This window comes from Mycobacterium interjectum (assembly GCF_900078675.2).
Taxonomy (GTDB): domain Bacteria; phylum Actinomycetota; class Actinomycetes; order Mycobacteriales; family Mycobacteriaceae; genus Mycobacterium; species Mycobacterium interjectum.
On the sequence record NZ_LT546237.1, the window covers coordinates 4,455,847 to 4,478,869 of the forward strand.

General features: G+C 67.1%; 26 protein-coding genes. 13 read left to right on the forward strand and 13 right to left on the reverse strand.

What is annotated here, in order from left to right:
* Nucleotides 1-75 precede the first annotated feature (75 nt).
* The 3 genes from treS to BN4348_RS56080 all read left to right on the forward strand — a co-directional run bounded on the left by treS (nt 76) and on the right by BN4348_RS56080 (nt 4,012).
* Nucleotides 76-1,860: a maltose alpha-D-glucosyltransferase gene (treS, locus tag BN4348_RS56070; protein ID WP_066917285.1), complete on the forward strand. Its 1,785-nt coding sequence runs from the start codon at nt 76-78 to the stop codon at nt 1,858-1,860.
* The gene (locus BN4348_RS56075) at nt 1,857-3,209 is read left to right on the forward strand and encodes a maltokinase N-terminal cap-like domain-containing protein (protein WP_066917286.1); all 1,353 of its coding nucleotides are present in this window, start codon (nt 1,857-1,859) and stop codon (nt 3,207-3,209) included. The genes treS and BN4348_RS56075 overlap by 4 nt, the downstream gene beginning before the upstream one ends.
* A gap of 86 nt (nt 3,210-3,295) precedes the next feature.
* The gene (locus BN4348_RS56080) at nt 3,296-4,012 is read left to right on the forward strand and encodes a YoaK family protein (protein ID WP_276002720.1); all 717 of its coding nucleotides are present in this window, start codon (nt 3,296-3,298) and stop codon (nt 4,010-4,012) included.
* A 40-nt stretch (nt 4,013-4,052) separates the two neighbouring features.
* Here the strand turns inward: BN4348_RS56080 and ag85C are convergent, their stop codons facing one another.
* From ag85C to BN4348_RS60600, 6 genes are all read right to left on the reverse strand, one after another.
* Nucleotides 4,053-5,084, reverse strand: a complete 1,032-nt coding sequence (ag85C, locus tag BN4348_RS56085; protein WP_066917287.1) for a diacylglycerol acyltransferase/mycolyltransferase Ag85C — start codon at nt 5,082-5,084, stop codon at nt 4,053-4,055.
* Between the two features lie 186 nt (nt 5,085-5,270).
* On the reverse strand, nt 5,271-6,098 hold the full coding sequence (locus tag BN4348_RS56090; RefSeq protein WP_066917288.1) for an ABC transporter permease: 828 nt from the start codon (nt 6,096-6,098) through the stop codon (nt 5,271-5,273).
* Nucleotides 6,088-6,909 carry an ATP-binding cassette domain-containing protein gene (locus BN4348_RS56095; protein WP_066917289.1) on the reverse strand — a complete coding sequence of 274 codons (822 nt, stop codon included), beginning with the start codon at nt 6,907-6,909 and terminating at the stop codon, nt 6,088-6,090. Before BN4348_RS56095 ends, BN4348_RS56090 begins: the two co-directional genes overlap by 11 nt.
* Nucleotides 6,906-7,367: a MarR family winged helix-turn-helix transcriptional regulator gene (locus BN4348_RS56100; RefSeq protein ID WP_066917290.1), complete on the reverse strand. Its 462-nt coding sequence runs from the start codon at nt 7,365-7,367 to the stop codon at nt 6,906-6,908. Before BN4348_RS56100 ends, BN4348_RS56095 begins: the two co-directional genes overlap by 4 nt.
* Before the next feature lie 56 nt (nt 7,368-7,423).
* The gene (locus tag BN4348_RS56105) at nt 7,424-7,921 is read right to left on the reverse strand and encodes a metallophosphoesterase family protein (protein ID WP_066917291.1); all 498 of its coding nucleotides are present in this window, start codon (nt 7,919-7,921) and stop codon (nt 7,424-7,426) included.
* A gap of 20 nt (nt 7,922-7,941) precedes the next feature.
* Nucleotides 7,942-8,112, reverse strand: a complete 171-nt coding sequence (locus tag BN4348_RS60600; RefSeq protein WP_167670488.1) for a hypothetical protein — start codon at nt 8,110-8,112, stop codon at nt 7,942-7,944.
* 95 nt (nt 8,113-8,207) lie between these two features.
* Here BN4348_RS60600 and BN4348_RS56110 point away from each other — a divergent pair, with 95 nt between their 5' ends.
* Complete coding sequence (locus tag BN4348_RS56110; RefSeq protein WP_066917292.1) at nt 8,208-8,663, forward strand: MaoC family dehydratase; 456 nt, start codon at nt 8,208-8,210, stop codon at nt 8,661-8,663.
* 102 nt (nt 8,664-8,765) lie between these two features.
* On the opposite strand, the gene BN4348_RS56115 is transcribed toward BN4348_RS56110, so the two are convergent.
* Nucleotides 8,766-10,061: an acyl-CoA dehydrogenase family protein gene (locus tag BN4348_RS56115; RefSeq protein ID WP_066917361.1), complete on the reverse strand. Its 1,296-nt coding sequence runs from the start codon at nt 10,059-10,061 to the stop codon at nt 8,766-8,768.
* Nucleotides 10,062-10,142: 81 nt separating this feature from the next.
* Nucleotides 10,143-10,841, reverse strand: coding sequence for a GAF and ANTAR domain-containing protein (locus BN4348_RS56120; protein ID WP_066917293.1), 699 nt, complete (start codon nt 10,839-10,841; stop codon nt 10,143-10,145).
* A 174-nt stretch (nt 10,842-11,015) separates the two neighbouring features.
* Here BN4348_RS56120 and BN4348_RS56125 point away from each other — a divergent pair, with 174 nt between their 5' ends.
* On the forward strand, nt 11,016-11,912 hold the full coding sequence (locus tag BN4348_RS56125; protein WP_066917294.1) for a manganese catalase family protein: 897 nt from the start codon (nt 11,016-11,018) through the stop codon (nt 11,910-11,912).
* 181 nt (nt 11,913-12,093) lie between these two features.
* Here BN4348_RS56125 and BN4348_RS56130 read toward each other — a convergent pair whose 3' ends face one another.
* Nucleotides 12,094-13,185: a F420-dependent hydroxymycolic acid dehydrogenase gene (locus BN4348_RS56130; RefSeq protein ID WP_066917295.1), complete on the reverse strand. Its 1,092-nt coding sequence runs from the start codon at nt 13,183-13,185 to the stop codon at nt 12,094-12,096.
* 52 nt (nt 13,186-13,237) lie between these two features.
* On the opposite strand from BN4348_RS56130, the gene BN4348_RS56135 reads away from it, so the two are divergent.
* Both BN4348_RS56135 and BN4348_RS56140 read left to right on the forward strand, forming a co-directional pair.
* Nucleotides 13,238-13,843 (forward strand): GNAT family N-acetyltransferase, encoded by a 606-nt coding sequence (locus BN4348_RS56135; RefSeq protein WP_066917362.1) that lies wholly within the window; start codon nt 13,238-13,240, stop codon nt 13,841-13,843.
* 46 nt (nt 13,844-13,889) lie between these two features.
* Nucleotides 13,890-14,246 carry a hypothetical protein gene (locus BN4348_RS56140; RefSeq protein WP_066917296.1) on the forward strand — a complete coding sequence of 119 codons (357 nt, stop codon included), beginning with the start codon at nt 13,890-13,892 and terminating at the stop codon, nt 14,244-14,246.
* Between the two features lie 37 nt (nt 14,247-14,283).
* Here the strand turns inward: BN4348_RS56140 and BN4348_RS56145 are convergent, their stop codons facing one another.
* Nucleotides 14,284-14,958, reverse strand: coding sequence for a TetR family transcriptional regulator (locus tag BN4348_RS56145; protein WP_066917297.1), 675 nt, complete (start codon nt 14,956-14,958; stop codon nt 14,284-14,286).
* Between the two features lie 70 nt (nt 14,959-15,028).
* Between BN4348_RS56145 and BN4348_RS56150 the strand changes: the two genes are divergently transcribed.
* Genes BN4348_RS56150 through BN4348_RS56165 form a run of 4 tightly spaced genes read left to right on the forward strand, consistent with a single transcriptional unit; the run spans nt 15,029 to nt 18,875 of the window.
* The gene (locus BN4348_RS56150) at nt 15,029-16,123 is read left to right on the forward strand and encodes a ferredoxin reductase (protein ID WP_066917298.1); all 1,095 of its coding nucleotides are present in this window, start codon (nt 15,029-15,031) and stop codon (nt 16,121-16,123) included.
* A gap of 26 nt (nt 16,124-16,149) precedes the next feature.
* Nucleotides 16,150-17,256, forward strand: coding sequence for a fatty acid desaturase family protein (locus BN4348_RS56155; RefSeq protein ID WP_066917299.1), 1,107 nt, complete (start codon nt 16,150-16,152; stop codon nt 17,254-17,256).
* 54 nt (nt 17,257-17,310) lie between these two features.
* Nucleotides 17,311-17,835 carry an SRPBCC family protein gene (locus BN4348_RS56160; protein ID WP_211145786.1) on the forward strand — a complete coding sequence of 175 codons (525 nt, stop codon included), beginning with the start codon at nt 17,311-17,313 and terminating at the stop codon, nt 17,833-17,835.
* Entirely contained in the window at nt 17,835-18,875 is a 1,041-nt protein-coding gene (locus BN4348_RS56165; RefSeq protein ID WP_066917301.1) for an LLM class flavin-dependent oxidoreductase, read from the forward strand. The genes BN4348_RS56160 and BN4348_RS56165 overlap by 1 nt, the downstream gene beginning before the upstream one ends.
* Here the strand turns inward: BN4348_RS56165 and BN4348_RS56170 are convergent.
* Both BN4348_RS56170 and BN4348_RS56175 read right to left on the reverse strand, forming a co-directional pair.
* On the reverse strand, nt 18,872-19,975 hold the full coding sequence (locus BN4348_RS56170) for a DUF1214 domain-containing protein (protein ID WP_066917302.1): 1,104 nt from the start codon (nt 19,973-19,975) through the stop codon (nt 18,872-18,874). The genes BN4348_RS56165 and BN4348_RS56170 overlap by 4 nt on opposite strands.
* Complete coding sequence (locus BN4348_RS56175; protein WP_066917303.1) at nt 19,972-20,547, reverse strand: TetR/AcrR family transcriptional regulator; 576 nt, start codon at nt 20,545-20,547, stop codon at nt 19,972-19,974. Before BN4348_RS56175 ends, BN4348_RS56170 begins: the two co-directional genes overlap by 4 nt.
* A 28-nt stretch (nt 20,548-20,575) precedes the next feature.
* Between BN4348_RS56175 and BN4348_RS56180 the strand changes: the two genes are divergently transcribed.
* Both BN4348_RS56180 and BN4348_RS56185 read left to right on the forward strand, forming a co-directional pair.
* Nucleotides 20,576-21,811, forward strand: coding sequence for a sulfotransferase family protein (locus tag BN4348_RS56180; protein WP_066917304.1), 1,236 nt, complete (start codon nt 20,576-20,578; stop codon nt 21,809-21,811).
* Between the two features lie 33 nt (nt 21,812-21,844).
* Entirely contained in the window at nt 21,845-22,735 is an 891-nt protein-coding gene (locus BN4348_RS56185) for an alpha/beta fold hydrolase (protein WP_066917305.1), read from the forward strand.
* 73 nt (nt 22,736-22,808) lie between these two features.
* Here the strand turns inward: BN4348_RS56185 and BN4348_RS56190 are convergent, their stop codons facing one another.
* Entirely contained in the window at nt 22,809-23,021 is a 213-nt protein-coding gene (locus BN4348_RS56190; protein ID WP_066917306.1) for a TOBE domain-containing protein, read from the reverse strand.
* Between the last annotated feature and the right edge of the window lie 2 nt (nt 23,022-23,023).

The window sequence follows — 23,023 nt, forward strand, 5'->3', positions numbered from 1 at the left end:
CAGCGTGATTCGTCCCCTGGTAGCGGCGGTGATTCCCGATGTGCCGCGTCGGGTACACGTGGCATCGTGGAATTGATGAACGACGCACGAGACGCTGTCGAGCACGATCCAGCCGCGGGAAGTCACGTCGAAGACGGCGTGGTCGAGCACCCGGACGCCGAGGACTTCGAGAACGCCGCCGCGCTGCCCGCGGACCCGACGTGGTTCAAGCACGCGGTTTTCTACGAAGTCCTGGTCCGCGCGTTCAGTGACGCCAACGCCGACGGGCAGGGCGACCTGCGCGGCCTGCTGGACCGCCTGGACTACCTGCAATGGCTCGGAATCGACTGCATTTGGCTGCCCCCGTTCTACGACTCACCGCTGCGCGACGGCGGCTATGACATCCGGGACTTTTACAAGGTGCTGCCCGAATTCGGGACCGTCGAGGACTTCGTCGCGCTGCTCGACGCGGCTCACGAGCGGGGGATCCGGGTGATCACCGACCTGGTGATGAACCACACCTCGGAGTCGCATCCCTGGTTTCAGGAGTCGCGGCGCGATCCCGACGGGCCGTACGGCGACTACTACGTGTGGAGCGACACCAGTGAGAAGTACACCGACGCCCGCATCATCTTCGTCGACACCGAAGAATCGAACTGGACGTTCGACCCGGTGCGCCGCCAGTTCTACTGGCACCGGTTCTTTTCCCACCAGCCCGACCTGAACTATGACAACCCGGCCGTCCAGGAGGCGATGATCGACGTCATCCGCTTCTGGCTGGGCCTGGGCATCGACGGGTTCCGGCTGGACGCGGTGCCCTATCTGTTCGAACGCGAGGGCACCAACTGCGAGAACCTGCCCGAGACGCACGCGTTCCTCAAGCGCGTGCGCAAGGTCGTCGACGACGAGTTCCCCGGCCGGGTGCTGCTGGCCGAGGCCAATCAGTGGCCGGGCGATGTGGTCGAGTACTTCGGCGACGCCAGCACCGGCGGCGACGAATGCCACATGGCGTTCCATTTCCCGCTGATGCCGCGCATCTTCATGGCGGTCCGCCGGGAGTCTCGGTTCCCGATCTCGGAGATCATGGCGCAGACGCCGCCGATCCCCGACATGGCTCAGTGGGGGATCTTCCTGCGCAACCACGACGAGTTGACGCTGGAGATGGTCAGCGACGAAGAGCGCGACTACATGTACGCCGAGTACGCCAAGGACCCGCGGATGAAGGCGAACGTCGGCATCCGCCGCCGCCTGGCGCCCCTGCTGGACAACGACCGCAACCAGATCGAGCTGTTCACGGCGCTGCTGCTGTCGCTGCCGGGCTCGCCGGTCCTCTACTACGGCGACGAGATCGGCATGGGCGACGTGATCTGGCTCGGGGACCGGGACGGTGTGCGCACCCCGATGCAGTGGACACCGGACCGCAACGCCGGGTTTTCCACCGCCAACCCGGGCCGGCTCTACCTGCCGCCCAGCCAGGACCCGGTCTACGGCTACCAGGCCGTCAACGTGGAGGCCCAGCGCGACACCTCGACGTCCCTGCTCAACTTCACCCGGATGATGCTGTCGGTGCGCGGGCGGCACAAAGCTTTCGCGATCGGCAATTTCGAGGAGCTGGGCGGGTCGAACCCCTCCGTGCTGGCGTTCGTGCGCCAGGCGGGGGACGGGGTCGACGGCGGAGACGTCGTGCTGTGCGTGAACAACCTGTCGCGGTTCCCCCAGCCGATCGAGCTGAACCTGCAGCACTGGAGCGGCTGCACGCCGATGGAGCTGACCGGCCACGTGGAGTTTCCCCGCGTCGGTCACCTGCCCTACCTGCTGACGCTGCCGGGACACGGGTTCTACTGGTTCCAGTTGTCCCCCGCTTGTGAGGAGAACGCATGACTGTCCCTTCTGGGGGCCCCGCCAGGCTGCCCTGGTCTGAGTGGCTGCCGCAACAACGTTGGTACGCCGGACGCAACCGGGAACTGTCGAGTGCCGAGGCTGCCGTCGTCGTCCCGCTGCGGGAGGACCTCGACCTGGTGCTCGTCGACGTCGACTATGTCGACGGCTCGGCGGAGCGCTATCAGGTGATCGTCGGGTGGGATTCCGCGCCGGTCTCGGAGTACAGCACCGTGGCGACCATCGGCGCCGCGGACGACCGGACCGGCTTCGACGCGCTGTACGACGTCGACGCGCCGCGGTTCCTGCTCTCGCTGATCGACTCCGCGGCCGCCCGCGGTGCGTCCGGCGTCGAGGTGGCGTTCGCCAAGGAACCCGGTGTCGAGCTGCCGCTGGACGCGATGCCGCACGTTTCCGACGCCGAGCAGAGCAATAGCAGCGTGATCTTCGATCGGCGTGCCATCTTCAAGGTGTTCCGCCGCGTCAGCAGCGGCATCAACCCCGACATCGAGCTGAACCGGGTGCTCGGGCGCGCGGGCAACCCGCACGTGGCCCGGTTGCTCGGCACGTACGAGATGGTGCCGCCGGACGACGATGTCTGGCCCCTGGGCATGGTGACCGAGTTTGCGTCGAATGCCGCCGAAGGCTGGGCCATGGCCACCGCCAGCATCCGGGATCTGTTCGCGGAGGGCGACCTGTATGCCCACGAAGTCGGCGGCGACTTCGCCGCCGAGTCCAACCGGCTGGGCGAAGCCGTGGCCTCCGTGCACGCCACGCTCGCCGAGTCCCTGGGGACGGCCGAGACCACCTTCCCGGTGGACACGGTGCTGGCACGGCTGTCGTCGACCGTCGCGAAGGTTCCTGAACTCGAGGAGTACGCGGCGACGATCGAAGAGCGGTTCGGCAAGCTCGCCGGCGAGACGGTCACCGTGCAGCGCGTGCACGGCGACCTGCACCTCGGGCAGGTGCTGCGGACCCCGGAGAGTTGGCTGTTGATCGACTTCGAAGGGGAGCCGGGGCAGCCGCTCGACGAGCGGCGGGCGCCGGACTCGCCGTTGCGCGATGTTGCCGGCGTCCTGCGCTCCTTCGAGTACGCCGCCTACGGGCCACTGCTTGATCAGGGTGGCGACAAGCAACTAGCTGCCCGAGCCCGGGAATGGATCGAGCGCAACTGCGCGGCGTTCTGCGACGGCTACGCGGCCGTGTCGGGGATCGACCCGCGGGATTCGGCGCAGCTGCTGGCCGCCTACGAACTCGACAAGGCGGTCTACGAGGCCGGTTACGAGGCGCGGCACCGGCCGGGCTGGCTGCCGATCCCGCTGCGCTCCATCGCCCGGCTGACCGCCGCCTAGGTCGAAGGTGGCGACCCGCCGCGCCCGGCTTCGCCGCGCTTGCGATCGCCTGGATGCGGCTGCGCGGACGGGCCGTGTCTGACAACATGTCCCGCGTGGGGAGTCGGATATTCAATAGCGAGTCGAGGTTGTCGTGGGTGCTCGCCGGGCTGGCCGGCGTGCTGGGGGCGACGGCGTTCACCCATTCCGCCGGCTACTTCGTCACGTTCATGACGGGAAATGCCCAGCGGGCCGCGCTGGGCTATTTCCGCGGCGACGTGCTGCTCTCGGTGACGGCGGCGCTGCTGCTGGTGTGTTTCGTCGCGGGCGTGGTGATCGCGTCGGTGTGTCGACGGCACTTCTGGGTGGCGCATCCGCACGGTCCCACCGTTCTCACGACCTTCAGCCTGCTGGCCGCCACCGTGGTGGACGTCCTCGATGAGGGATGGGAAGAAAATCTCCTCGACTTCGCACCGATTATGTTGGTGGCCTTTGCGATTGGCGCGTTGAACACCTCGTTCGTCAAGGACGGCGAGGTGTCGGTGCCGTTGAGCTATGTGACCGGCACCCTGGTCAAGATGGGCCAGGGTATCGAACGCCACATCGCCGGGGGAACGGCGGCGGACTGGCTCGGCTACTTCCTGCTGTTCACCAGCTTCGTCCTGGGCGCCGTGGCCGGCGGCGGCATCAGCCTGGTCGTCAACGGCACCTGGATGCTGGTGGTCGCCACGGCGGTGTCCGCGTTGACCACCGGGTACACGTACTTCCACCAGGACCGGCGGGCGTTGTTGAACGACCGGACAGAGAAAAAGCATCGGCAGTAGCGCTGACCGGTGCGCTACTGCCGATGCTGGCTCGGAGGGTTTAGGCCGCCGGTTGCGCTGGTGCCGCCGGCTGGGCGGTGGTGTTGACGGCGTTGAGGACCTGCAGGATGTCCGGCTTCATGGCGACCAGCTGCTGGTTCCAGTAGGGCCACGAGTGGGTCCCATTGGCCGGGAAGTTGAACGTCCCGTTGCGACCGCCCGCGGCCACGTAGTTGTTCTGGAACTGCTGGTTGGTGCGCAGCGTCAGGCCCTCCAGGAACTTCGCCGGCATGTTGTCGCCGCCGAGGTCGCTGGGCGTGCCGTTACCGCAATACACCCAGATCCGGGTGTTGTTGGCGACCAGCCGCGGAATCTGGACCATCGGGTCGTTGCGCTTCCACGCGGGGTCGGAGGACGGGCCCCACATGCTGTTGGCGTTGTAACCGCCCGCGTCGTTCATTGCCAGACCGATCAGGGTCGGCCACCAGCCCTCGGACGGGTTGAGGAAGCCCGAAAGCGAAGCGGCGTAAGGGAATTGCTGCGGGTAGTACGCCGCCATTATCAGCGACGAGCCGCCTGACATCGACAGGCCCACCACGGCGTTGCCGAACGGTGACAACTGCTTGTTGGCCTGCAGCCAAGCGGGCATCTCCTGGGTCAGGAACGTCTCCCACTTGTAGGTGTAGTTCTGGCCGTTGCCCGAGGACGGCTGGTACCAGTTGCTGTAGAAGCTGGACTGGCCGCCGACCGGCATGATCACCGACAGGCCGGACTGGTAGAACTCCTCGAAGGCGGGGGTGTTGATGTCCCAGCCGTTGTAATCGTCTTGCGCCCGCAGGCCGTCGAGCAGGTAGACCGAGTGCGGTCCGCCCCCCTGGAATTGGACCTTGATGTTGCGGCCCATCGACGGCGACGGCACCTGCAGGTATTCCACCGGCAGACCGGGCTTCGAGAACGCCCCCGCGGTAGCCGAGCCGCCGCCGGCGGCGATCAGGCCGGACAACAGGGCGGCCCCGGCAGCCGCGATAGCCAGCCGGCGCGGCGCACTCGCTGCTGCGCCACGCAACTTCCGCACCTCTTCGAAGAACGACATAGCTCCCTACCCATCCCAACTTTCATCTGCCGCATGACGCGGGCGATTTCGTTCGCCAGCGCAGTGAAACACAGGGGGAGGGCGCAATTCGTGCGTCGCGGCCGCGGGAGTAGATCGCGGTTACCTAACGATTGGGCCTCGGCGCGGAATCGTCACATTCAGGTCACGGTTGGCGCCTCGGGACAACTAAGCGACCAGGCGTCGTAAAAGCGTTGATGCCGTGGCGATTCCGACCACCGCAGCCACCACCAACACCACGACGTCGACCGGATTGAACGGGGTGCCGATCAACAGCGCCCGCAGCGCGTCCACCTCGTAGCTGAGCGGGTTGACCTTGCTCAGCGCGTGCAGCCAGGAGGGCATCACGTCGACCGGATACAGCGCGTTGGACGCGAAGAACAACGGCATGGTGATGGCTTGCCCGATGCCCATCAGGCGATCGCGACTGAGGACCAGGCCGGCCAGGGTCATCGACAGGCAGGCGAAGAACCCGGCGCCGAGCATGACCACGGCCATCGCCGCCAGGATCCGCAGCGGATTGACGGTCAGGCCGACGTTCATCAGGTAGGCCAGCGCCATCACGCCGACGACCTGGGCGACCGATCGCACTCCGGCCGCGAACGCCTTCCCGGTGATCAGCGCGGATGCCGGAGCCGGCGTCACCATGAGCTTGGCCAGCACTCCGGCATCCCGATCCCAAATGATCTGTATGCCATAGAAAATCGAGATGAACAACGCCGACTGGGCGATGATCCCCGGCGCCAGGAAGGCGAGATAGGACACCCGTCCCGTATGGATGACGTGCAGCTTGCTGAAGGTCGTACCGAAGATCAGCAGCCACAGCGCGGGCTGCACCATCCGGGTGACGAGCTCGGTCCGGTCGTGCTGCAGCTTCTGCAGTTCGACGATCGCGAACGCGCCGATGCGCGCCAGGGTCGCCTGGACGCGTTGCCATCCGCGCGGGGCGCGAACCAGGGTGGCCGCGGGGGCCTTGCGGGCGCTATCAACTGGCACGGCTGGCAACCTTTCTGCTGGACCGGATTTCACGGAAAGACGCGGAAGCTTCCGACTCCTCGGAGAGGCCCGATGCCGCGTAGTGGCGGAACACATCCTCGAGCGTGGCGCCCGGCGACACCCGCGATTTCAGCTCGGCGGGCGTGCCCACGGCGCGCAACTTACCCCGGTGCATCAGCGCGACCCGATCACACAGCGCGTCGGCCTCTTCCATGTAGTGGGTGGTGAGCAGCACGGTCATGCCGAACTGGGCCTGCATGCTCTGTACCTGCCGCCAGACGCCGTCCCGGGCGATCGGGTCCAGCCCGACGGTCGGTTCGTCGAGCACCAGCAACGACGGCCGGTTCACCAGCGCCTGGGCCACCTCGAGGCGGCGCACCATGCCGCCGGAATAGGTTCCAGCGCGCCGGTCGGCCACGTCGAGAAGCTCCATGGCCTCCAGCGCCAGCGCCACCCGCTCGGCCCGGCAGGCGCGCGGCACGCCGTACAGGCGAGCGAACCATTGCACATTCTGCCGGCCCGTCAAAGACGGCTCGATCGAAAGTTGTTGCGGGACATAACCGATGTTGCTGCGGATGTCCACGGTCTGATTGTGGGCGTCCATGCCGAAAATGCGCAGTTCGCCCTGCTGCACCGGCGTCAGGGTGGTGAGCATGCGGACCAGCGTCGTCTTTCCCGCGCCGTTGGGCCCCAGCAGGCCCATGGTCTCGCCGGGCCGGACCTGCAGCGTCACGTCGTCGACCGCGCTGAACTGGCCGTAGCGGTAGGTCAGGTTTTGGCAGTCGATCGCCATCGGCAGTCGTTCGCTCATGATCGCCGCTCCTGTAGTCGTCGGGTCATCGTGTCAAGGACCTCCAAGCCCTTTGCCAGGGAGTCGATTTGGTCGTCATCGAGTTCGCCGAGCACGTCCGACAGCAGTGCCCGCCGCGCGGCCCGAGACGCGTCGACGAGTTGCTGGGTGGGCTCGGCGAGCCGCAGCCGGCCGACGCGGCGGTCCGTCTCGCCGACGGTCCGGATCAGCAAGCCGTTGCCGACCAGCTTGGAAACCAGGGTGGACGCGGTGTTGGGTACCAGGCCGAGCTCCGCGGCGGCGACGCTGACCGAGATCCCCGGTCGCCGGCCGACGAGCCACAGCAGCTCCGCCTGCGCCTCGGACAGCCGGGCGGAGTCCAGCCCGCGGCCGGCCGAGCGGCGAAGTTGCCGGCGAAACCTGCCCACGACGCCGAAAACCTCGGTGACCAGATCGGTGCCCACGGTCGCTGCGGCCATATACCTCTGTTTACGAGCTAAATATGTGTGCAGGCTGTGTGGGGGCTAGCTCCCAGCTACTTGTCGAGGAAATGCAGGACGACGTCGGCCAGCTTCCCGTTTACGACCTGGGCCGTCATGTAGCTGCAGTGCGGTTGCCGGCGACGATCCGTCGGCGACCCCGGATTGAGCAGGCGCAGGCCCGTTTCTGTCGTCGTGTCCCAGGGGATGTGGCTGTGACCGAACACCAGCACGTCGCTGTCCGGGTAGAGGCGCGACATCCGCGCGCCGCGCCCGGTCGCCGCCCCCGTCTCGTGGACCACGGTCAGGCGCAATCCGTCCAGCGTGGCGTCGGCCCGCTCCGGCAGCCGCGCCCGCAATGCCGGCCCGTCGTTGTTTCCCCAGCAGGCGATCAGCCGCGCGGCCCTGGATTCCAGGTCGTCGAGCAATTCCGGCGATACCCAGTCGCCGGCGTGCACGACGACATCGGCGCCGGCAACCTCGTCCCATACCCGCGCGGGCAGGTCGCGGGCGCGCCGGGGAACGTGGGTGTCGGCGATCAGCAGCAGCCTCACACAGTCATCTTGCGCTACCGCTAGCCGTCCTGGCTGCGGGCTTCAGCGCCCGTTTCGCCGGCATCGATGGCATCGTCAGGACCGGACGCCCCGACGTACGAGCCGTCCTCGCCCTCGGCGGCACGCGACCGAGCCTCGTGCGCTTCGGGTTCTACATCGTCCTCGGCTCGGTGACCCTTGTTTTCCGGCATGGGATCCAGGTTCCCCGCGCAGCGGCGTGCGAAACGGCCACGATCCGGCTCCGATAGGGTGCATGCGGGCATCGTCAGCACCCCGAGGAGAACCAATGCGCACCTTCGATTCAGTGGCCGACCTCGCCGCCGCCACGGGCGAACAGATCGGGCAGAGCGACTGGGTGACCATCACCCAGGAGGACGTCAACCTGTTCGCCGACGCGACCGGCGATCACCAATGGATCCACGTCGACCCGGAGCGGGCGGCGGCCGGTCCGTTCGGCACGACCATCGCCCACGGTTTCATGACCCTGGCGCTGCTGCCGCGGCTGCAGCACGAGATGTACACCGTCAACGGCATCAAATTGGCAATCAACTACGGCCTGAACAAGGTTCGCTTTCCCGCCCCGGTGCCGGTGGGCTCCCGGGTGCGCGCGCAAAGCTCGCTGGTCAGCGTCGATGACCTCGGCGACGGCGCCGTGCAGGCCACGGTGTCGACCACCGTCGAGATCGAGGGTGCCGCCAAGCCGGCGTGCGTGGCCGAAAGCATCGTCCGCTACATCTCCTGATCGAGATCACCGGCAGCCGCGAAATATCAACTGTTGCTACGTTTTCCGGGGCGTGTCGTCGCAGATGTTTATGTGTCGCGAATGGGGACGCGACGCGAGGGCCTAAAACTCGGCGATCGAGTGTTCCAGGCGCTCGGCCAGGCGGGCCTGGGCCTCGGCGCGCCGGGTCGGGATGTGCTGCGACGGGAAAGGCGTTGCCACCGGCTGGTATTCGCGCAATGTGCGGCGCGCCACCGTCATCTTGTGCAGCTCGGTGGCTCCGTCCGCGATGCCCAGCGACTCGGCGGCCACCATCATCTTGACGAACGGCATCTCGTCGGAGACGCCGAGCGCGCCGTGCAGGTGCATGGCCCGCTGCACGACGTCATGCAGCACCTGCGGCATCGCGACCTTCACCGCCGCGATGTCGCGGCGCACCTTCTGGTAGTCGTGGTGCTTGTCGATGAGCCACGCGGTGCGCAACACCAGCAGCCGGAACTGCTCGATCTGGATCCAGCTGTCGGCGACCTTCTCCTGGGTCATCTGGAAATCGGACAGCCGACCATGCCTGGTCTTCCGCGACACGGCGCGCTCGCACATCATGTCAAACGCGCTGCGCGCCAACGCGATTGTGCGCATTGCATGGTGGATGCGGCCACCCCCGAGCCGCGTCTGAGCGATCATGAATGCCTGGCCCTCGCCACCCAGCACGTGGTCGGCCGGCACGCGGACATCCGTGTAGCGGACGTAGCCGTGGCTGGCCCGCTTCGAGGACTCGGCGCCCACGCCGACGTTGCGCACGATCTCGATGCCGGGGGTCTCGGCGGGAACGATGAACAGCGACATCTTGTCGTAGGTCCGGGATTCGGGGTTCGTGACGGCCATCACGATGAAAAACGACGCGTGCTTGGCGTTCGTGGAAAACCACTTCTCCCCGTTGATCACCCAGTAGTCGCCGTCACGGGTCGCGGCCGTGACGAACTGGCCGGGGTCGGAACCCCCCTGCGGTTCGGTCATCGAATAGCACGACGTGATCTCGCCGTCGAGCAGCGGTTGCAGGTAGCGGGCCTTCTGCTCATCGGTGCCGAACAGCGCGAGGATCTCGGCGTTGCCGGAATCGGGGGCCTGGCAGCCGAACACCGACGGTGCCCAGCGGGAGCGACCGAGGATCTCGTTGAGCAGTGCGAGCTTGACCTGGCCGAAACCCTGGCCGCCGAGGTCGGGCCGCAGGTGCGCGGCCCACAGTCCCTGGTCCTTCACCTGCTGCTGCAATGGCCGCAGGATGGCCATCATCTCGGCGTTCTTTTTGTCGTACGGGTCGAGCGCGACGAGATCGAGTGGTTCGAGTTCGTCCGTCATGAATTTTTCGACCCAGTCCAGCTTCGCCTGGTATTCCGGGTCCGTTTCGAAGTCCCACACCGTGGCCAACCGTTCCCCGGCGCAGCGCCGCACCGGACTCGTTGATAACGCCACCTCATCCTAGATGGCGGCGGCGCAGGATCAGCCTTCGCCGCGGGTCTCGATGACGCGCTCGGCGATGTCGACGAGCTTCGTCTGGCCCTCCTGCGAGAGGGCCCGCAGCATCTCGAAGGCGCGCACATCGTCCACGCCGTAGCGTTCCATGATGATGCCTTTGGCCTGGCCGATGCGGTCCCTGCTCGACAGCGCCGATTCCATCTGCTGCCCGTGGCGCCCGGCCATGATCGCCGCGGCTGCATGCGCGGCGAACACCGACCCGATCGTCTCGGCGTCGGTGTCCCATGCATCGACTTTGAAACTGAACAGGTTTAGCGCGCCGGCGGTGCGGTCCGCGGTGTACAGCTTGAACGACAGACTACTGAGAACGCCATGTTCAACCGCCGCGGGCGCATATCGGGGCCAGCGCGGCTCATCACGCATGTCGTCAGATCGCACAATGGTCTGTTTGAGCGCGGCGTCCGCACAGGGCCCTTCGCCGAAATCGTGCTGCAGCTTGTCGAGCTGCGCGGCCAAGCCGTCCGTATCCGCAAGGGATTCGAAGTCCCCACCCTTTTTCACAAGCAGCACTCCCGCGACGTCAGCTCCCGGTATCAGCTTTACCGCCGTGGCCGTGACGTCGGCGAGAACCTGCTCGAGCGGGCGAGGCGCGGCCATCTCGCGGGAAAGCTGCGCCATGCGCTCAGCCAGCTCGTGCCTGAAGTTCGGGCTTGAAAGATCCATGGGACCCGATTCTGTTGCGATCTGTCGGTGGCTTTGACCCAGCCCAATCTAGGCACGAATCAACGTCGCGGCAAAAATCGTCGGGGCCGAAATTGCCGTGTTCGGCGTTTCGCCACATAGCTCACGGGTACCCGCCGTCGACCAGGAATATCTCAACCCCGCAGGGGAGGCCCAATGTTCGTGCACAACAAAGATCTTCAATTCGAGGTTCGCGTCGACCGGCCGGATCCACGCTTTGCGACGTTGCTGCAGGAGCAGTTCGGCGGCGCCAACGGCGAACTCAAGGCCGCGATGCAGTACTTCACCCAGGCGTTCGCCCTGCGGGGGAAGAACCCCAAGATGTATGACCTGTTCATGGACATCGCCACGGAGGAACTCAGTCACCTCGAAATGGTCGGCTCCATGATCACGATGTTGCTCGACGGGCTCAACGACAACTTGAAGATCGCCAACGAGAAGTGCGACTGGATGCCCGCGGTGGCCAGCAACGACGGTCGCGAGCAGATCATTCATCAAGTTGCGGTCAACCCGCTGTATTTCGCGCTGAACGGGGGAACGCCCGACGTGAGCAACTCGCAGGGGGTGCCGTGGATGGGGTCCTACGTCAATGCCAATGGCGATCCGACGGTGGACCTGCGCAGCAACCTGGCCGCCGAGTCCCGGGCGAAGATCGTCTACGAATACCTCAAGCAGTTCACCGACGATCCGGGTGTGCAGGACACCTTGTCCTTCTTGATGACCCGCGAAGTCACCCACTACCAGCAGTTCACCGCCGCGCTCAACGAACTGCCGGTGAACTTCCCACCGGGGCAGTTGCCGGCGGACCCCCGCTTCCAAAACGTCGCGTTCAACATGTCCGACGGTGGTGGCGAGTCGATTCGCGGACCCTGGAATCAGGGACAGGGCCCGTGGCCCGAGGGCATGGAGTGGGAGTACGTGGAGAGGCCGGAGCAGCAGTGGCTGGGCGGCACCGCTCGCCAGAACAAGGGCGCCGAGCAGAACCCGTCGGGGTCACCCGCCATCAACGCCGAGAAGCCGTTCACCCACGAACAGCGAACTCCCACAAGCTGATTGGATGCAAAAGGCCGGGTGTCGATCCGTTTCGACGCCCGGCCTTTCGCTTGGCCCCGAGTGCACCTGCGGGTCCGGCGGGTTGTCCCCCATGCCTTGCCTTACGGGGGATTGCCTGCGAATGCCCCGGTGGGATGTGTTGAAACGCAAGGGAAGGCGGGTTAAGAGCCTGGAGGATCCTTCAGTGCAGTTTGGGCAAGACGTTGGTGCGGTAGAAGTCGATGGCGGTGATGGGGTCATCCTGCGGGAAGTGCAGAAACGGTACGGCTCCGGCGTCGAGGACCTTCTGCGCGGCTTCGACGTGCGGGGCGGGATCGGTGCCGACCGTCCAGTTGCCCAGGACCTTGTCGATCGGATTCGACTGCGCGGCGCGTTGGATCTCCACGGGATTGGGTTGATCGACGGCCCCGGCGGTGAAGCGCCACAGGGTGGCGGCGCGGGTGGCCTGGCTGTTGTCCCCGACCACGGCGAACAACTCGGCGCGCTTGCCCATGTTGGCGGGATCGCGTCCGGCGGCCCGGGCGCCGGCGCCGAACGCGGCCAACAGCTTCGGATTAATGACATCGCGTGCCTGGGTGATCCAACCGTCGCCGTATTGGCCGGCCAGCTTTGCGCTCTTGGGGCCGCTGGCGGCTACGAAGATCGGCGGCGGAGTGGCCGGGACGTCGTAAAGCTTCAGGGAATTGGTCTGAAAGTAGCGGCCGGCAAAGGATATTCGTGAACCGCTCCACAGTTGCCGGATCATTTCGATCGCCTCGATCAGCCGATCGTGTCGCTCGCGGTAGTTGCCGTAGGCGTTGGTGGCGGCCTGCTCGTTGAGTCGCTCGCCGGTGCCCAACCCCAGAAACACCCGGCCCGGGCTGAGGATGGCCAGGGACGCGAACGCCTGGGCCACCGTTGCCGGGTTATAGCGATAGGTCGGGCAGGTCACCCCGGTGCCGAACGAGATGCGGCTGGTGCCGTTGCCGACCAGGGCCAGGGTCAGCCACGGAAACATCGAGTGCCCCTCGTTGTCCTGCCACGGCTGGATGTGGTCGCTGGCCCAGGCGTACTGGAAGCCGGCCTGCTCGGCGGCCTGCGCCTGCGCCACCAGCTGATCGGTGCGGAATTGTTCGTGCGAGAGGACGACCCCCACACCCCTGCCCGCCGGTGGGGGAGCGGTGGGCTTTTGACCGGATCCCGATTTGCGGCAGGCTTCCGACAGCCCGGCGGGGCCGAGCGCTCCCGCGCCGGCGGCCATTCGCCCGAACGCTCGCCGCGACATGCCGGTCACCGGGTCAAGATACCCATCTGACGGCCGACCACTCGCGCACTAGCCTGACGTGGTGACCCCGCGAGTGCGCCCCGCGCGCAAAGCCGACGTTCGCGATCTCTCACGCACCCTGGCGCGGGCCTTCTACGACGATCCCGTCATCATGTGGATCCTTCCCGACGAGCGCGCGCGCTCTGCGCAGGCGGCCCGGTTGTTCGCGGCGATGACCCGCCACCATCATCTGGCCGGTGGCGGTGTCGAGGTGGCGTGCGACGGCCCGGGCACCGGCGCGGCGGCCCTGTGGGACCCACCCGATCGCTGGCGGCATTCGCGCCGCGAGGAGTTGACGATGATGCCGAGCTTCATCCGGGTGTTCGGGTCGCGTTCGGCGCGGGTGCGCGGAGTGCAGGAGCTCATGAAGCGCACCCACCCCGAAGAACCCCACTGGTATCTGGCCGTCATCGGCAGCGACCCTACGGTCCGCGGCCGGGGCTTCGGGCAGGCCCTGATGCGGTCGCGGCTGGACCGCTGCGACGCCGAGTACTGCCCGGCCTATCTCGAGTCGAGCAAACCCGAGAACGTCCCGTACTACGAACGTTTCGGCTTCACGGTCACCCAGGAGGTGCGGCTGCCAGACGGGGGCCCACCACTCTGGGCCATGTGGCGTACGCCGCGGTGAGGCGTTCGCCGCGTTTAATCGCGGGGCACCGGGGCAACCGTTGCGTATGGCTAGCGACACTGGCGACTTTCCCGAAGAGGGCGGCCCGGGTGACACCCTGAGCGCGAGCGAGGGCACCGACTCCGACGAGCTGCGCAACGACGACGGCGACATAGTCGTCGACCCGCCCGATGACTGGAGCGAAGCGAATCGCTTCGGGATGACCGCGCGCGAGGAGCGCGAAGGCGAATCGCTCGACGATCGACTGGCCGAGGAAGAGCCGGACGTTTCCGCTGACGCAGCCCCCGGGGCCGGCGCGAGCGACGATGGTGGTCCCGGGCGCGCCCACCGCGGCCAGATCGACGGCACCCCCGAAGACGGCGATTCGCTGTACGACGTTGTCGACGAGCAGGCCGAGCAATGAGTGCTCGGTTGTTCACTCCACGGACATAGCGTTCGTCTTAGGGACTGCTCCGCCAGCCGGCGATCCCGATGGTGATCATCCGCAACTGCTTGACCGCCGCCCGCCGGATGTCTTCCAGCGCCTCGGTGGTCTGCGCGTCCTCGATGGCCTCGGCGATGACGATCATCGAGTTGACGAACAGGGTCGCCAGGATGTTCAGGTCCTCGGTGCTCCACGCGTTGAGCCCGGTGAAGCGGGCAAGGTCGGTGGCCAGCTCCGAGGTGATCAGCCGCAGCTCGGTGCGGATCGCGTAGCGCAGGACGGTCACCCCGCCCGAGCGTTCCCGGTAGATGAACCGCCAGTGCTCGCGGCGCTCGGTGATGCTGGCGACGACGATCTCGACCGACGACTCGATCACCCGGTTGGGATCCAGTTTCCCGGCGCGCGCCCCCCGCAAGGTGTCCCGCAGGGTGCGAAACGATTCGTCGATCAGGACCAGCCCAAGCGCCTCCATCGACTCGAAGTGGCGGTAGAAGGCCGCCGGCACGATCCCGACCTCGCGGGTCACCTCGCGCAGGCTCAGGCTGGAAAAGCTGCGATCCTGCAGCAGCTTCAGCGCCGCGGCGATGATCGCGCGACGCGTGGCCTCCTTGCGCTCCTCGCGCGATGGACTCTCGCGCGAGCGCTCGCGGCCCGACCGATGCGCCCGTGAGCTAGGAGCACGGCTGTTCACTGTGTGAACCCTACCACAAACAGGCACAAAACCCTTGACGACCAGGGCTCCGCAGTCGCACGGTGTACATATGTTCACTCAAACAGCGACTCGGAATCTCGCGCAAACATTGCGAAAGCGAGTGCTGGGTTCAGACCTGCTGGACCTGCTCACCGGTCCGCACGGCGTGGACCGCTACACCGAGCTGGTGGCGCCTACCTGGACGCTGGGCGAGGCCCGCGCCAAGGTCATCGACGTCCGCCGCACCACGCCGCGCAGCGTCACGCTCACGCTTGCCCCCAACGAGGCCTTCACGTCCAACCACACCGTTCAAGCCGGCCAGTACGTCAACCTCACGGTCGACATCGACGGTCGCCGGCACACCCGCTGCTACTCGCCGGCCAACGCCGAAGGCGGCGCCACCCTCGAGCTGACGATCGGCCGCCACGACGGCGGGCTGGTGTCGAGCCACCTGTACGAGCGGGCCCACCGCGGCATGGTGGTCGGCCTGGTCGGCGCCGGCGGCGACTTCGTCCTGCCCGCGGTGCGGCCGCGCCGGATCCTGCTCGTCTCCGGCGGAAGCGGCATCACGCCGGTCATGGCGATGCTGCGCACGCTGATCGCCGAGCGCCACCAGGGCGAGGTCGCCTTCGTGCACTACGCTCGCACGCCCGCCGAGGCGTGCTACCGCGACGAGCTGGCCGCCCACCAGGATCGGGCCGGCGTCCGCGTTCTGCGCGGTTACACCCGGTGCGATGCCGGTGACCTGGTCGGTCGCTTCGGGCCGGAGCACCTGGCCACCGCCCTGCCCAACCCGGACGCGGTGTTCGTCTGCGGGCCAACGGCTTTGGTCGAGGCGGTGCAGGACCACTGCGACAACGTCTACACCGAAAGCTTCGTGCCGCCGGTGCTCGACGCTCCGGCCGACCCGTCGGGCGGGCGAATAACGTTCGCCGACAGCGGGATCGACGCCGTCGACGACGGCCGGTCGCTGCTGGAGCAGGCCGAATCGGCCGGGCTGACGCCGCAGAACGGGTGCCGGATGGGCATCTGTCACACCTGCACACGGCGCAAGACCGCCGGAACCGTACGCAATTTGATCACCGGCGCGGTGTCGACCCAACCCGACGAGGACGTGCAAATCTGCGTGTCCGTCCCGGTCGGTGACGTCGACCTATCCCTGTAACTCTCACCATAGAGAGGAGAAATGCCATGTCAGACAACAAAATTACCCTCACCGCCGAGCAGGCCGAGGCATTCGGCCGCGAACTCGACGCCATCAAGGAACGCGTGATGGCGGACCTGGGCGAAGAGGACGCCGACTACATCCGCCGCGTCATCAAAGCGCAGCGCGCGCTGGAAGTCGGCGGCCGGGCACTGCTATTTCTGCCGCCGGCCTGGCCGCTGGGCACCGCGATGCTGGGCGTGTCCAAGATCCTGGACAACATGGAGATCGGCCACAACATCATGCATGGCCAGTACGACTGGATGCGCGACCCGGCGATCTCCGGCCGGTCCTTCGAGTGGGACACGGCCTGCCCCGCCGAGCAGTGGCGGCACTCGCACAACTACATGCACCACACGCACACCAACATCGTCGGGATGGACCGCGACATCGGCTACGGCATCCTGCGGATGAGCGAGGACCAGCGCTGGACGCCATACTTCATCGGCAATCCCGTGTACGCCTTCCTGCTGATGGTGCTGTTCCAATACGGGGTCGCGCTGCACGAGCTGGAAACCGAACGCATCCGCTCCGGGGAGATCCGGCTCGCCGACAAGCGCGAGGTGCTGCGCGAGATCTGGAAGAAGACCCGCCGGCAGACCCTCAAGGACTATGTCGCCTTCCCGCTGCTGGCCGGGCCGTTCGCCCCGTTCGTCTTCGCGGGCAACCTGTCGGCCAACCTGATGCGCAACGTGTGGTCGTACATGATCATCTTCTGCGGCCACTTCCCGGACGGCACCCAGGAGTTCACCGTCGAGGAGACCAAGGACGAGTCCCGCGGCATGTGGTACTTCCGCCAGGTGCTCGGTTCGGCAAACCTGACCGGGGGCAAGCTGTTTCACCTGCTGTCCGGCAACCTCTCGCACCAGATCGAGCACCACCTGTTCCCGGACATGCCGGCCCGCAGGTATGCCGAGATCGCGCCCGAGGTGCAGGAGATCTGCCAGCGGTACGGCATCCCCTACAACCGGGGCCCGCTGCTGCAGCAGTTTGGCACCGTCGTCCGCAAGATCGTCAGGCTGACCTTCCCGGACTCGTGGACGCGCAAGACCAGCCCTGACCAGCCCGCCGATCGGGTCCCGGTCGCCGCATAACGTATCTGTCCCGCTTCTGTCCGGAGCATTGCCTCGGGCCCGTTCCGGGGGACAATGAGGTGCGTGGAATGGACCGGCGCACGCTACGCGGACACCCCCACGGTGGAAGCCTCTACGTGGATCGACGCTGACCCGGCGCGGGTCTGGGATCTGGTCTCCGACATCCAGTTGATGCCGACGTTCAGCAACGAGCTCAAGGCGGTGGAGTGGGCCGAGGGATCCGACCGGCCCCGGGCCGGCGCCCGCTTCGTCGGCCATAACGAGCACGAGGCGTTCGGGCAGTGGAGCACCACCTCGCAGATCGTCGCGTGCGATCGCCCGCGCGAATTCGCCTGGGCGGTGGGTGAAATCGAAAATCCGTCGGCGACCTGGCGGTTTCGGCTGAAGCCCCGGGACGGCGGCACCCTCCTGAGCTTCTGGATGCGGATGGGACCGGGACGTTCGGGGCTTTCCGTGGCCATCGACTCGATGCCCGACAAGGAAGAAAAGATCGTGTTCGTGCGGATGCGGGAATTCGAGGCCGCGATCACCAAGACGCTCGCCGCGCTCAAGAGGCTGGCCGAACGCGGGGTCCGTTGATGCGGACGGCGACGACGGTCGAGTTGTCCGGCGCCGCAGACGAAGTCGTCACCTTGGTGCTCGAGGCGGAGAAGCTGGGTCTCGACGTGTGCTGGGTGGCCGAGGCGTGGGGTTCGGACGCGCCGTCGGCGCTGGGCTACCTCGCGGCGCGGACCGACCGGGTGCTGCTCGGTTCCGGCATCCTGCAGGTCGGCACCCGCTCGCCCGTCCTGGTGGCCCAGACCGCGATCACGCTGTCCAACCTGTCGAACGGGCGATTCCTGCTGGGCCTGGGGGCGTCGGGTCCGCAGGTGATCGAGGGCCTGCACGGCGTCTCGTTCAACCGGCCGCTGGCGCGTATCGCCGAGACCGTCGATGTCGTGCGGCAGGCGTTCGGCGGAGGCAAGATCTCGTACGCCGGGAAGGAATTCCAGATCCCAAGGCTCGGCGGTGAGGCGGTGCCGATGCGGCTGTCGACCCGGCCCGAGCACGCCGTTCCGATCTATTTGGCGGCGCTGTCGCCGGCGATGCTGCGCCTGACCGGGCGGATCGCCGACGGCTGGCTGGGCACCAGCTTCGTGCCGGAGGGCGCCGCCGATGCCTACTTCTCGCACCTCGACGAGGGCTTGGCCGCCGCCGGGCGCGGTCGCGCCGACATCGACATCTGCCAGGGCGCCGAGGTCGCCTTCGCCGCGGATGAAGACGAGCTGCGCGGGATGGTCGCGGGCCGCAAAAAGGAGCTCGCCTTCAGCCTCGGTGGCATGGGGTCGTCGAGCACCAACTTCTACAACCAGGCCTACAGCCGCCAAGGCTGGGCCGACGTGGCGGCCGAGGTCCGCCAGCGCTGGCAGCGCGGCGACCGCGACGGCGCGGCAGGGTTGGTGACCGACGAAATGGTCCTCGCCACCACGCTCATCGGGACCGAGGAGATGGTGCGGTCCCGGCTCGCTGTCTGGCGCGACGCCGGCGTCAACACCGTGCGGCTGTATCCCGCCGGCGAAACGTTGGATGCCAAACTGAGAACCCTGGGCCGCGCCATCGAGTTGGTCGGCGAGGTTTAAAGCACCGCGGTCGGCGCCTCGGACAGCTTGACGAGTTTCACGTCGGGGCGCTCGGGCACCCCGTCGGCCAGGAACCAGCGGAAGGCGAGGTTGCCTCGCGGATAGCCCAGCGTGGTCAGCGAATTCGGGTGGGCGGTCAGCATGTGGGACACGACGATGGTCACCGAGCCGTCGCTGTTGAGCGCGGCGCTGTGCCCATTGACCGAGCAGCGCGCATCTGACGCGCCGAAGGTGGCCATGAACTGGTTCCACACCACCATGTTCCAGAATCGGCACGCCGGCGGTCGGTGCGTGATCACCAGCGCCTCGTCGTCGTCGAGCACAAAGCTGCCGTAGGAGTAGCACGCATCGCGGGCCGACCAGCCGAAGTTGGCGTCGGGCACCTGATAGGGGTGGGCGAATTCGTTGGCAGCATGGGCGGTTTCGTGCCCGAGCGCGTGCTCGTCAGCAACGCGCTCACCGACGGCCAGCGGGACGATGGCAAGCATCGTGCGCAGCCAGGTGGCGGCCGCGCGCAGGCTCGCGGCCGTTTCGGCGTCGCCGTGCCGAATCGGATCCGGCTCGTCGAACGCCTCGATGTGCCAGACGACCGGGCGGCCGGTCAGCGGGTCGGCCTGGTAATCGCGGGTCATCAGCACGGCCGCGTCGGGGGTCGGGGGGAATTCGAAGCTGAAGTTGCCGTCGGCGTCGACGTCGAGGTCACTGTCGCGGATTATCGACACGACCCGGTCCGACCAGGCGCCCGGCGACGGCTCGTTGTAGGCCGTCACCGAAAAGTACACGCTGTCACCGCGATTCCCACTGATGTGGTAGCGCCGCTTCGGATCGACCGGGCACAGGAAGTAGTAGGCGTCGGTGTTGTCGCCGCCCCAGCGGCGGTCCCGGCGGAACGGCGTGTTCACCGCGACGAACTGCGGCCGGCCGGGCTCGGGGAACAGGTAGGCGTCCAGGGCGACGCCGAGCGTGGTGGCCAGCGTGCGGTAGCCGTCGGCGATGTGGCGATCGTCGGTGACCGCGCGGTCGCCCTCGAGGAAGCCGCGGTCGAGACCACCGAGGGTGGCCAGTAGCTCCTGCCACGCGGCCGTCGATTCGTGCGTCATGCGCGGATTCCTTTCAGAAGCAAGGTGGTGGTGCGGTCGACCCACGCGTCGTCGAGTTCGGCGACGCGGGTCAACAGGCCCATGAGCGTGATGCCGGCGATCGCCTCGGTCAATTCGGCGGCGGTGACGTCGGACCGGACCTCGCCGCGGCCCGCGGCCCGCCGCAGCAACTCTGCGAGGCCGCCGCCGACGACGCCGGCGAATCGCTCCAACAGCGCCGAGTGCAGCGTCGGGTCCGCGGCCATCTCGGCCACCAGCCCGGGCAGGGCCGCCCTGGCGGGTGGTGTCGTCAGGAAAGCCATTGAGCGGCGGACCATTTCGCGCAGGTCGTCGGGCAACGTTCCGGTATCGGGCAACTCGGTCGCCGCGCCGATAGGAAACACCGCCTCGTGGACGAGGTGCGCCTTGCTCGGCCAGCGGCGGTAGATCGCGGGCTTGCTGGTGCCGGCCCGTTCGGCGATCGCGGAGACCAACAGCCCGGCATAGCCCGTCTCGGCGAGCAGTTCGACGGTGGCGCTCAGCACCGCGCCGTCGATGCGTGGGTCGCGGGGTCGGCCAAAATCCACTACCATTACGAAACTGAGAGTAACATAAGTCGCCGTGACCGCCGCCGTTCGCCTTGACGACCTCGCCCAGCCCCGGTTCAGCCCCGAGGCGCAGCAAATTCTCGACATGGTGGCCACGCTGGCGCCGGACTGTCCGTTGGACGCCGGCGCGCTGCACGCCCGGGCCGCCGCCGATACCGGCCTCACCGATTTCGGCTCCGAGGACTACCGAGAACGGCTCGACGTCTACCTCGCCGCGCTGCGCGAGATCGACGGGTTGCACGCGGCAGGCGCGGTCAACTTCTACGCGCAGCTGGTGCAGTTGCTCAAGAACCGGCTCCTGTTCACCGACCTGGTGAGCAGGCATCCCGACATCGACGACATCGAGCTGGTGCCGCCGATCGTGATCGCCGGCCTGCCCCGCACCGGCACCACCCATCTGCACAACCTGCTGGCGGCGCCGCCCACCTTCCGCACCATGCCGTACTGGGAAAGCGTCGAACCGTTTCCGCTGCCGCAGGAGGCGGGCCTCGAGCCCGACCCGCGGCGGGTCCGGATGGACGTCGGGATCGGCGCGATCAACACCGTGATGCCGTATTTCCCGCTCATGCACGAGATGACCACCGATCACGTCCACGAAGAAATCCAGTTGCTGGCCAACGACTTTTCGACGATGCTCTTCGAGACGGTGGCCGACGTGCCGCGCTGGCGCGACTACTACCAGGCCCACGACCAAACACCGCACTACGAATACCTCGCCCGGCAACTCAAGGCCATGCAGTTTCTGCGCGGCGGGCGGCGCTGGCTGCTCAAGTCGCCCCAGCACCTCGAGCAGGTGCCGGTGTTGGACCGCGTCTTTCCCGGCAGCATCGTGGTGTTCACCCACCGCGACCCTGTCCCCGTGGCGCTGTCGATGATCGCGATGATCACTTACTCGGCGCGCATGCACCGCTCGCCGGTGCCGGTGCCGCAGATCGCGCAATACTGGGTCGACCGCCTCGACCAGATGCTGGCCGCACTCGTCCGCGACCGCGACACGATCGGTCCACAACGCTCGATCGACATTCGCTTCGACGATTTCATGGCCGACGAAACCGGCGTCGCCGAGCGGGTGTACGCGCTGGCCGGCGAGCCGTTCACCGAGCCGGCGCGTCGGGCGGTCGCCGACTACCTGGCGGGCCACCAGCGCGGCCGGCTCGGAAACGTCGAAACGTCCTACGAAATGTTCGGCCTCACGGAGGACAGCCTGCGGTCGCGCTTCGCGCCCTATGTGAAACGGTTCCTGGCTTAATCATCGTCGCGGCGTCGAGTACCTTCTCAACACATGGTCGCTATGCCCGCGCTGGACGGTGTCGAACACAGGTACATCGAGCTCGGGGATGGCGTCACCATCCACGTCGCGGACGCCGGTCCGGCCCATGGGCCCGCGGTGATGCTGGTGCACGGCTTTCCCCAGAACTGGTGGGAGTGGCACGAACTGATCGGTCCGCTCGCCGCCGACGGCTATCGCGTGCTGTGCCCCGACCTGCGGGGCGCGGGGTGGAGCTCGGCGCCGCCGTCCCGATACCTCAAGAACGACATGGCCGACGACTTGGCCGCGGTGCTGGACCGTTTGGGCGTCGCGACCGTCAAACTGGCCGCCCATGACTGGGGCGGCCCTGTCGCGTTCACCATGATGCTGCGCCATCCGGAGAAGGTCACCGGATTTTTCGGGATGAACACCTCCGCGCCATGGACCAAGCCCAACCTCAAGCTGCTGCGCAACGTCTGGCGGTTCTGGTACCAGGTCCCCATAGCGCTGCCGGTGATCGGCCCGCGCGTGGTCGGCGATCCGAAGGCCCGGTTCTACCGGTCGCTGGCCTCGTGGGTCGGCGGGGACTACCTGGTGCCCGAGGACGACGTCCACTTCTACATCGAGTGCATGCGCCAGCCCGGGCATGCGTTGGCCGGCTCGCGGTGGTACCGCACCTTTTTGAGCACGGAGCTGTTGCGCTGGCTGCGCGGCGAATACAACGACGCCCACGTCGAGGTGCCGGTCCGTTGGCTGAGCGGGACGAAGGATCCCGTGCTCACCGTGGACCTGTTGGACGGATACGCCGACCGCATCAGCGATTTCGAGGTCGAGGTCGTCGAGGGCGCCGGCCACTGGATCGTCGAGGAGCGCCCCGAGCTGGTCCTCGACCGCCTCCGGGCCTTCCTGCGCGCCGAAACGTAAACTGCTGCGACGTTTTTCGGGGCGTGTCGTGCGCGTAGTTTCAGTGTCGCGAGGGCCGAACGCGGCCGCCGCGTCACTCGACGCCGATGGTGACCTCGGTGGACTTGATGAACACCGTCGCCGGCTGACCGACCGCCAGGCCGAGGTCGGTCGCCGCGTCCTTGGTGACCGAGGACGTGACGATCTGGTCGCCGCCGTCGAGCTTGACCTTGACGATCGCCATCACGCTGCCGAGATCGACCTCGGTGATAGTTCCCTTGAGCTGGTTCCGCGTCGACAGCCGCATCG

Bases quoted from the DNA above. Each gene is read 5' to 3' on its own strand.
- treS (WP_066917285.1), top strand. From the start codon at position 76: ATGAACGACGCACGAGACGCTGTCGAGCACGATCCAGCCGCGGGAAGT.
- BN4348_RS56075 (WP_066917286.1), top strand. From the start codon at position 1,857: ATGACTGTCCCTTCTGGGGGCCCCGCCAGGCTGCCCTGGTCTGAGTGG.
- BN4348_RS56080 (WP_276002720.1), top strand. From the start codon at position 3,296: ATGTCCCGCGTGGGGAGTCGGATATTCAATAGCGAGTCGAGGTTGTCG.
- ag85C (WP_066917287.1), bottom strand. From the start codon at position 5,084: ATGTCGTTCTTCGAAGAGGTGCGGAAGTTGCGTGGCGCAGCAGCGAGT.
- BN4348_RS56095 (WP_066917289.1), bottom strand. From the start codon at position 6,909: ATGAGCGAACGACTGCCGATGGCGATCGACTGCCAAAACCTGACCTAC.
- BN4348_RS56100 (WP_066917290.1), bottom strand. From the start codon at position 7,367: ATGGCCGCAGCGACCGTGGGCACCGATCTGGTCACCGAGGTTTTCGGC.
- BN4348_RS60600 (WP_167670488.1), bottom strand. From the start codon at position 8,112: ATGCCGGAAAACAAGGGTCACCGAGCCGAGGACGATGTAGAACCCGAA.
- BN4348_RS56110 (WP_066917292.1), top strand. From the start codon at position 8,208: ATGCGCACCTTCGATTCAGTGGCCGACCTCGCCGCCGCCACGGGCGAA.
- BN4348_RS56120 (WP_066917293.1), bottom strand. From the start codon at position 10,841: ATGGATCTTTCAAGCCCGAACTTCAGGCACGAGCTGGCTGAGCGCATG.
- BN4348_RS56125 (WP_066917294.1), top strand. From the start codon at position 11,016: ATGTTCGTGCACAACAAAGATCTTCAATTCGAGGTTCGCGTCGACCGG.
- BN4348_RS56140 (WP_066917296.1), top strand. From the start codon at position 13,890: ATGGCTAGCGACACTGGCGACTTTCCCGAAGAGGGCGGCCCGGGTGAC.
- BN4348_RS56150 (WP_066917298.1), top strand. From the start codon at position 15,029: ATGTTCACTCAAACAGCGACTCGGAATCTCGCGCAAACATTGCGAAAG.
- BN4348_RS56155 (WP_066917299.1), top strand. From the start codon at position 16,150: ATGTCAGACAACAAAATTACCCTCACCGCCGAGCAGGCCGAGGCATTC.
- BN4348_RS56160 (WP_211145786.1), top strand. From the start codon at position 17,311: ATGAGGTGCGTGGAATGGACCGGCGCACGCTACGCGGACACCCCCACG.
- BN4348_RS56165 (WP_066917301.1), top strand. From the start codon at position 17,835: ATGCGGACGGCGACGACGGTCGAGTTGTCCGGCGCCGCAGACGAAGTC.
- BN4348_RS56170 (WP_066917302.1), bottom strand. From the start codon at position 19,975: ATGACGCACGAATCGACGGCCGCGTGGCAGGAGCTACTGGCCACCCTC.
- BN4348_RS56175 (WP_066917303.1), bottom strand. From the start codon at position 20,547: ATGGTAGTGGATTTTGGCCGACCCCGCGACCCACGCATCGACGGCGCG.
- BN4348_RS56185 (WP_066917305.1), top strand. From the start codon at position 21,845: ATGGTCGCTATGCCCGCGCTGGACGGTGTCGAACACAGGTACATCGAG.
- BN4348_RS56190 (WP_066917306.1), bottom strand. From the start codon at position 23,021: ATGCGGCTGTCGACGCGGAACCAGCTCAAGGGAACTATCACCGAGGTC.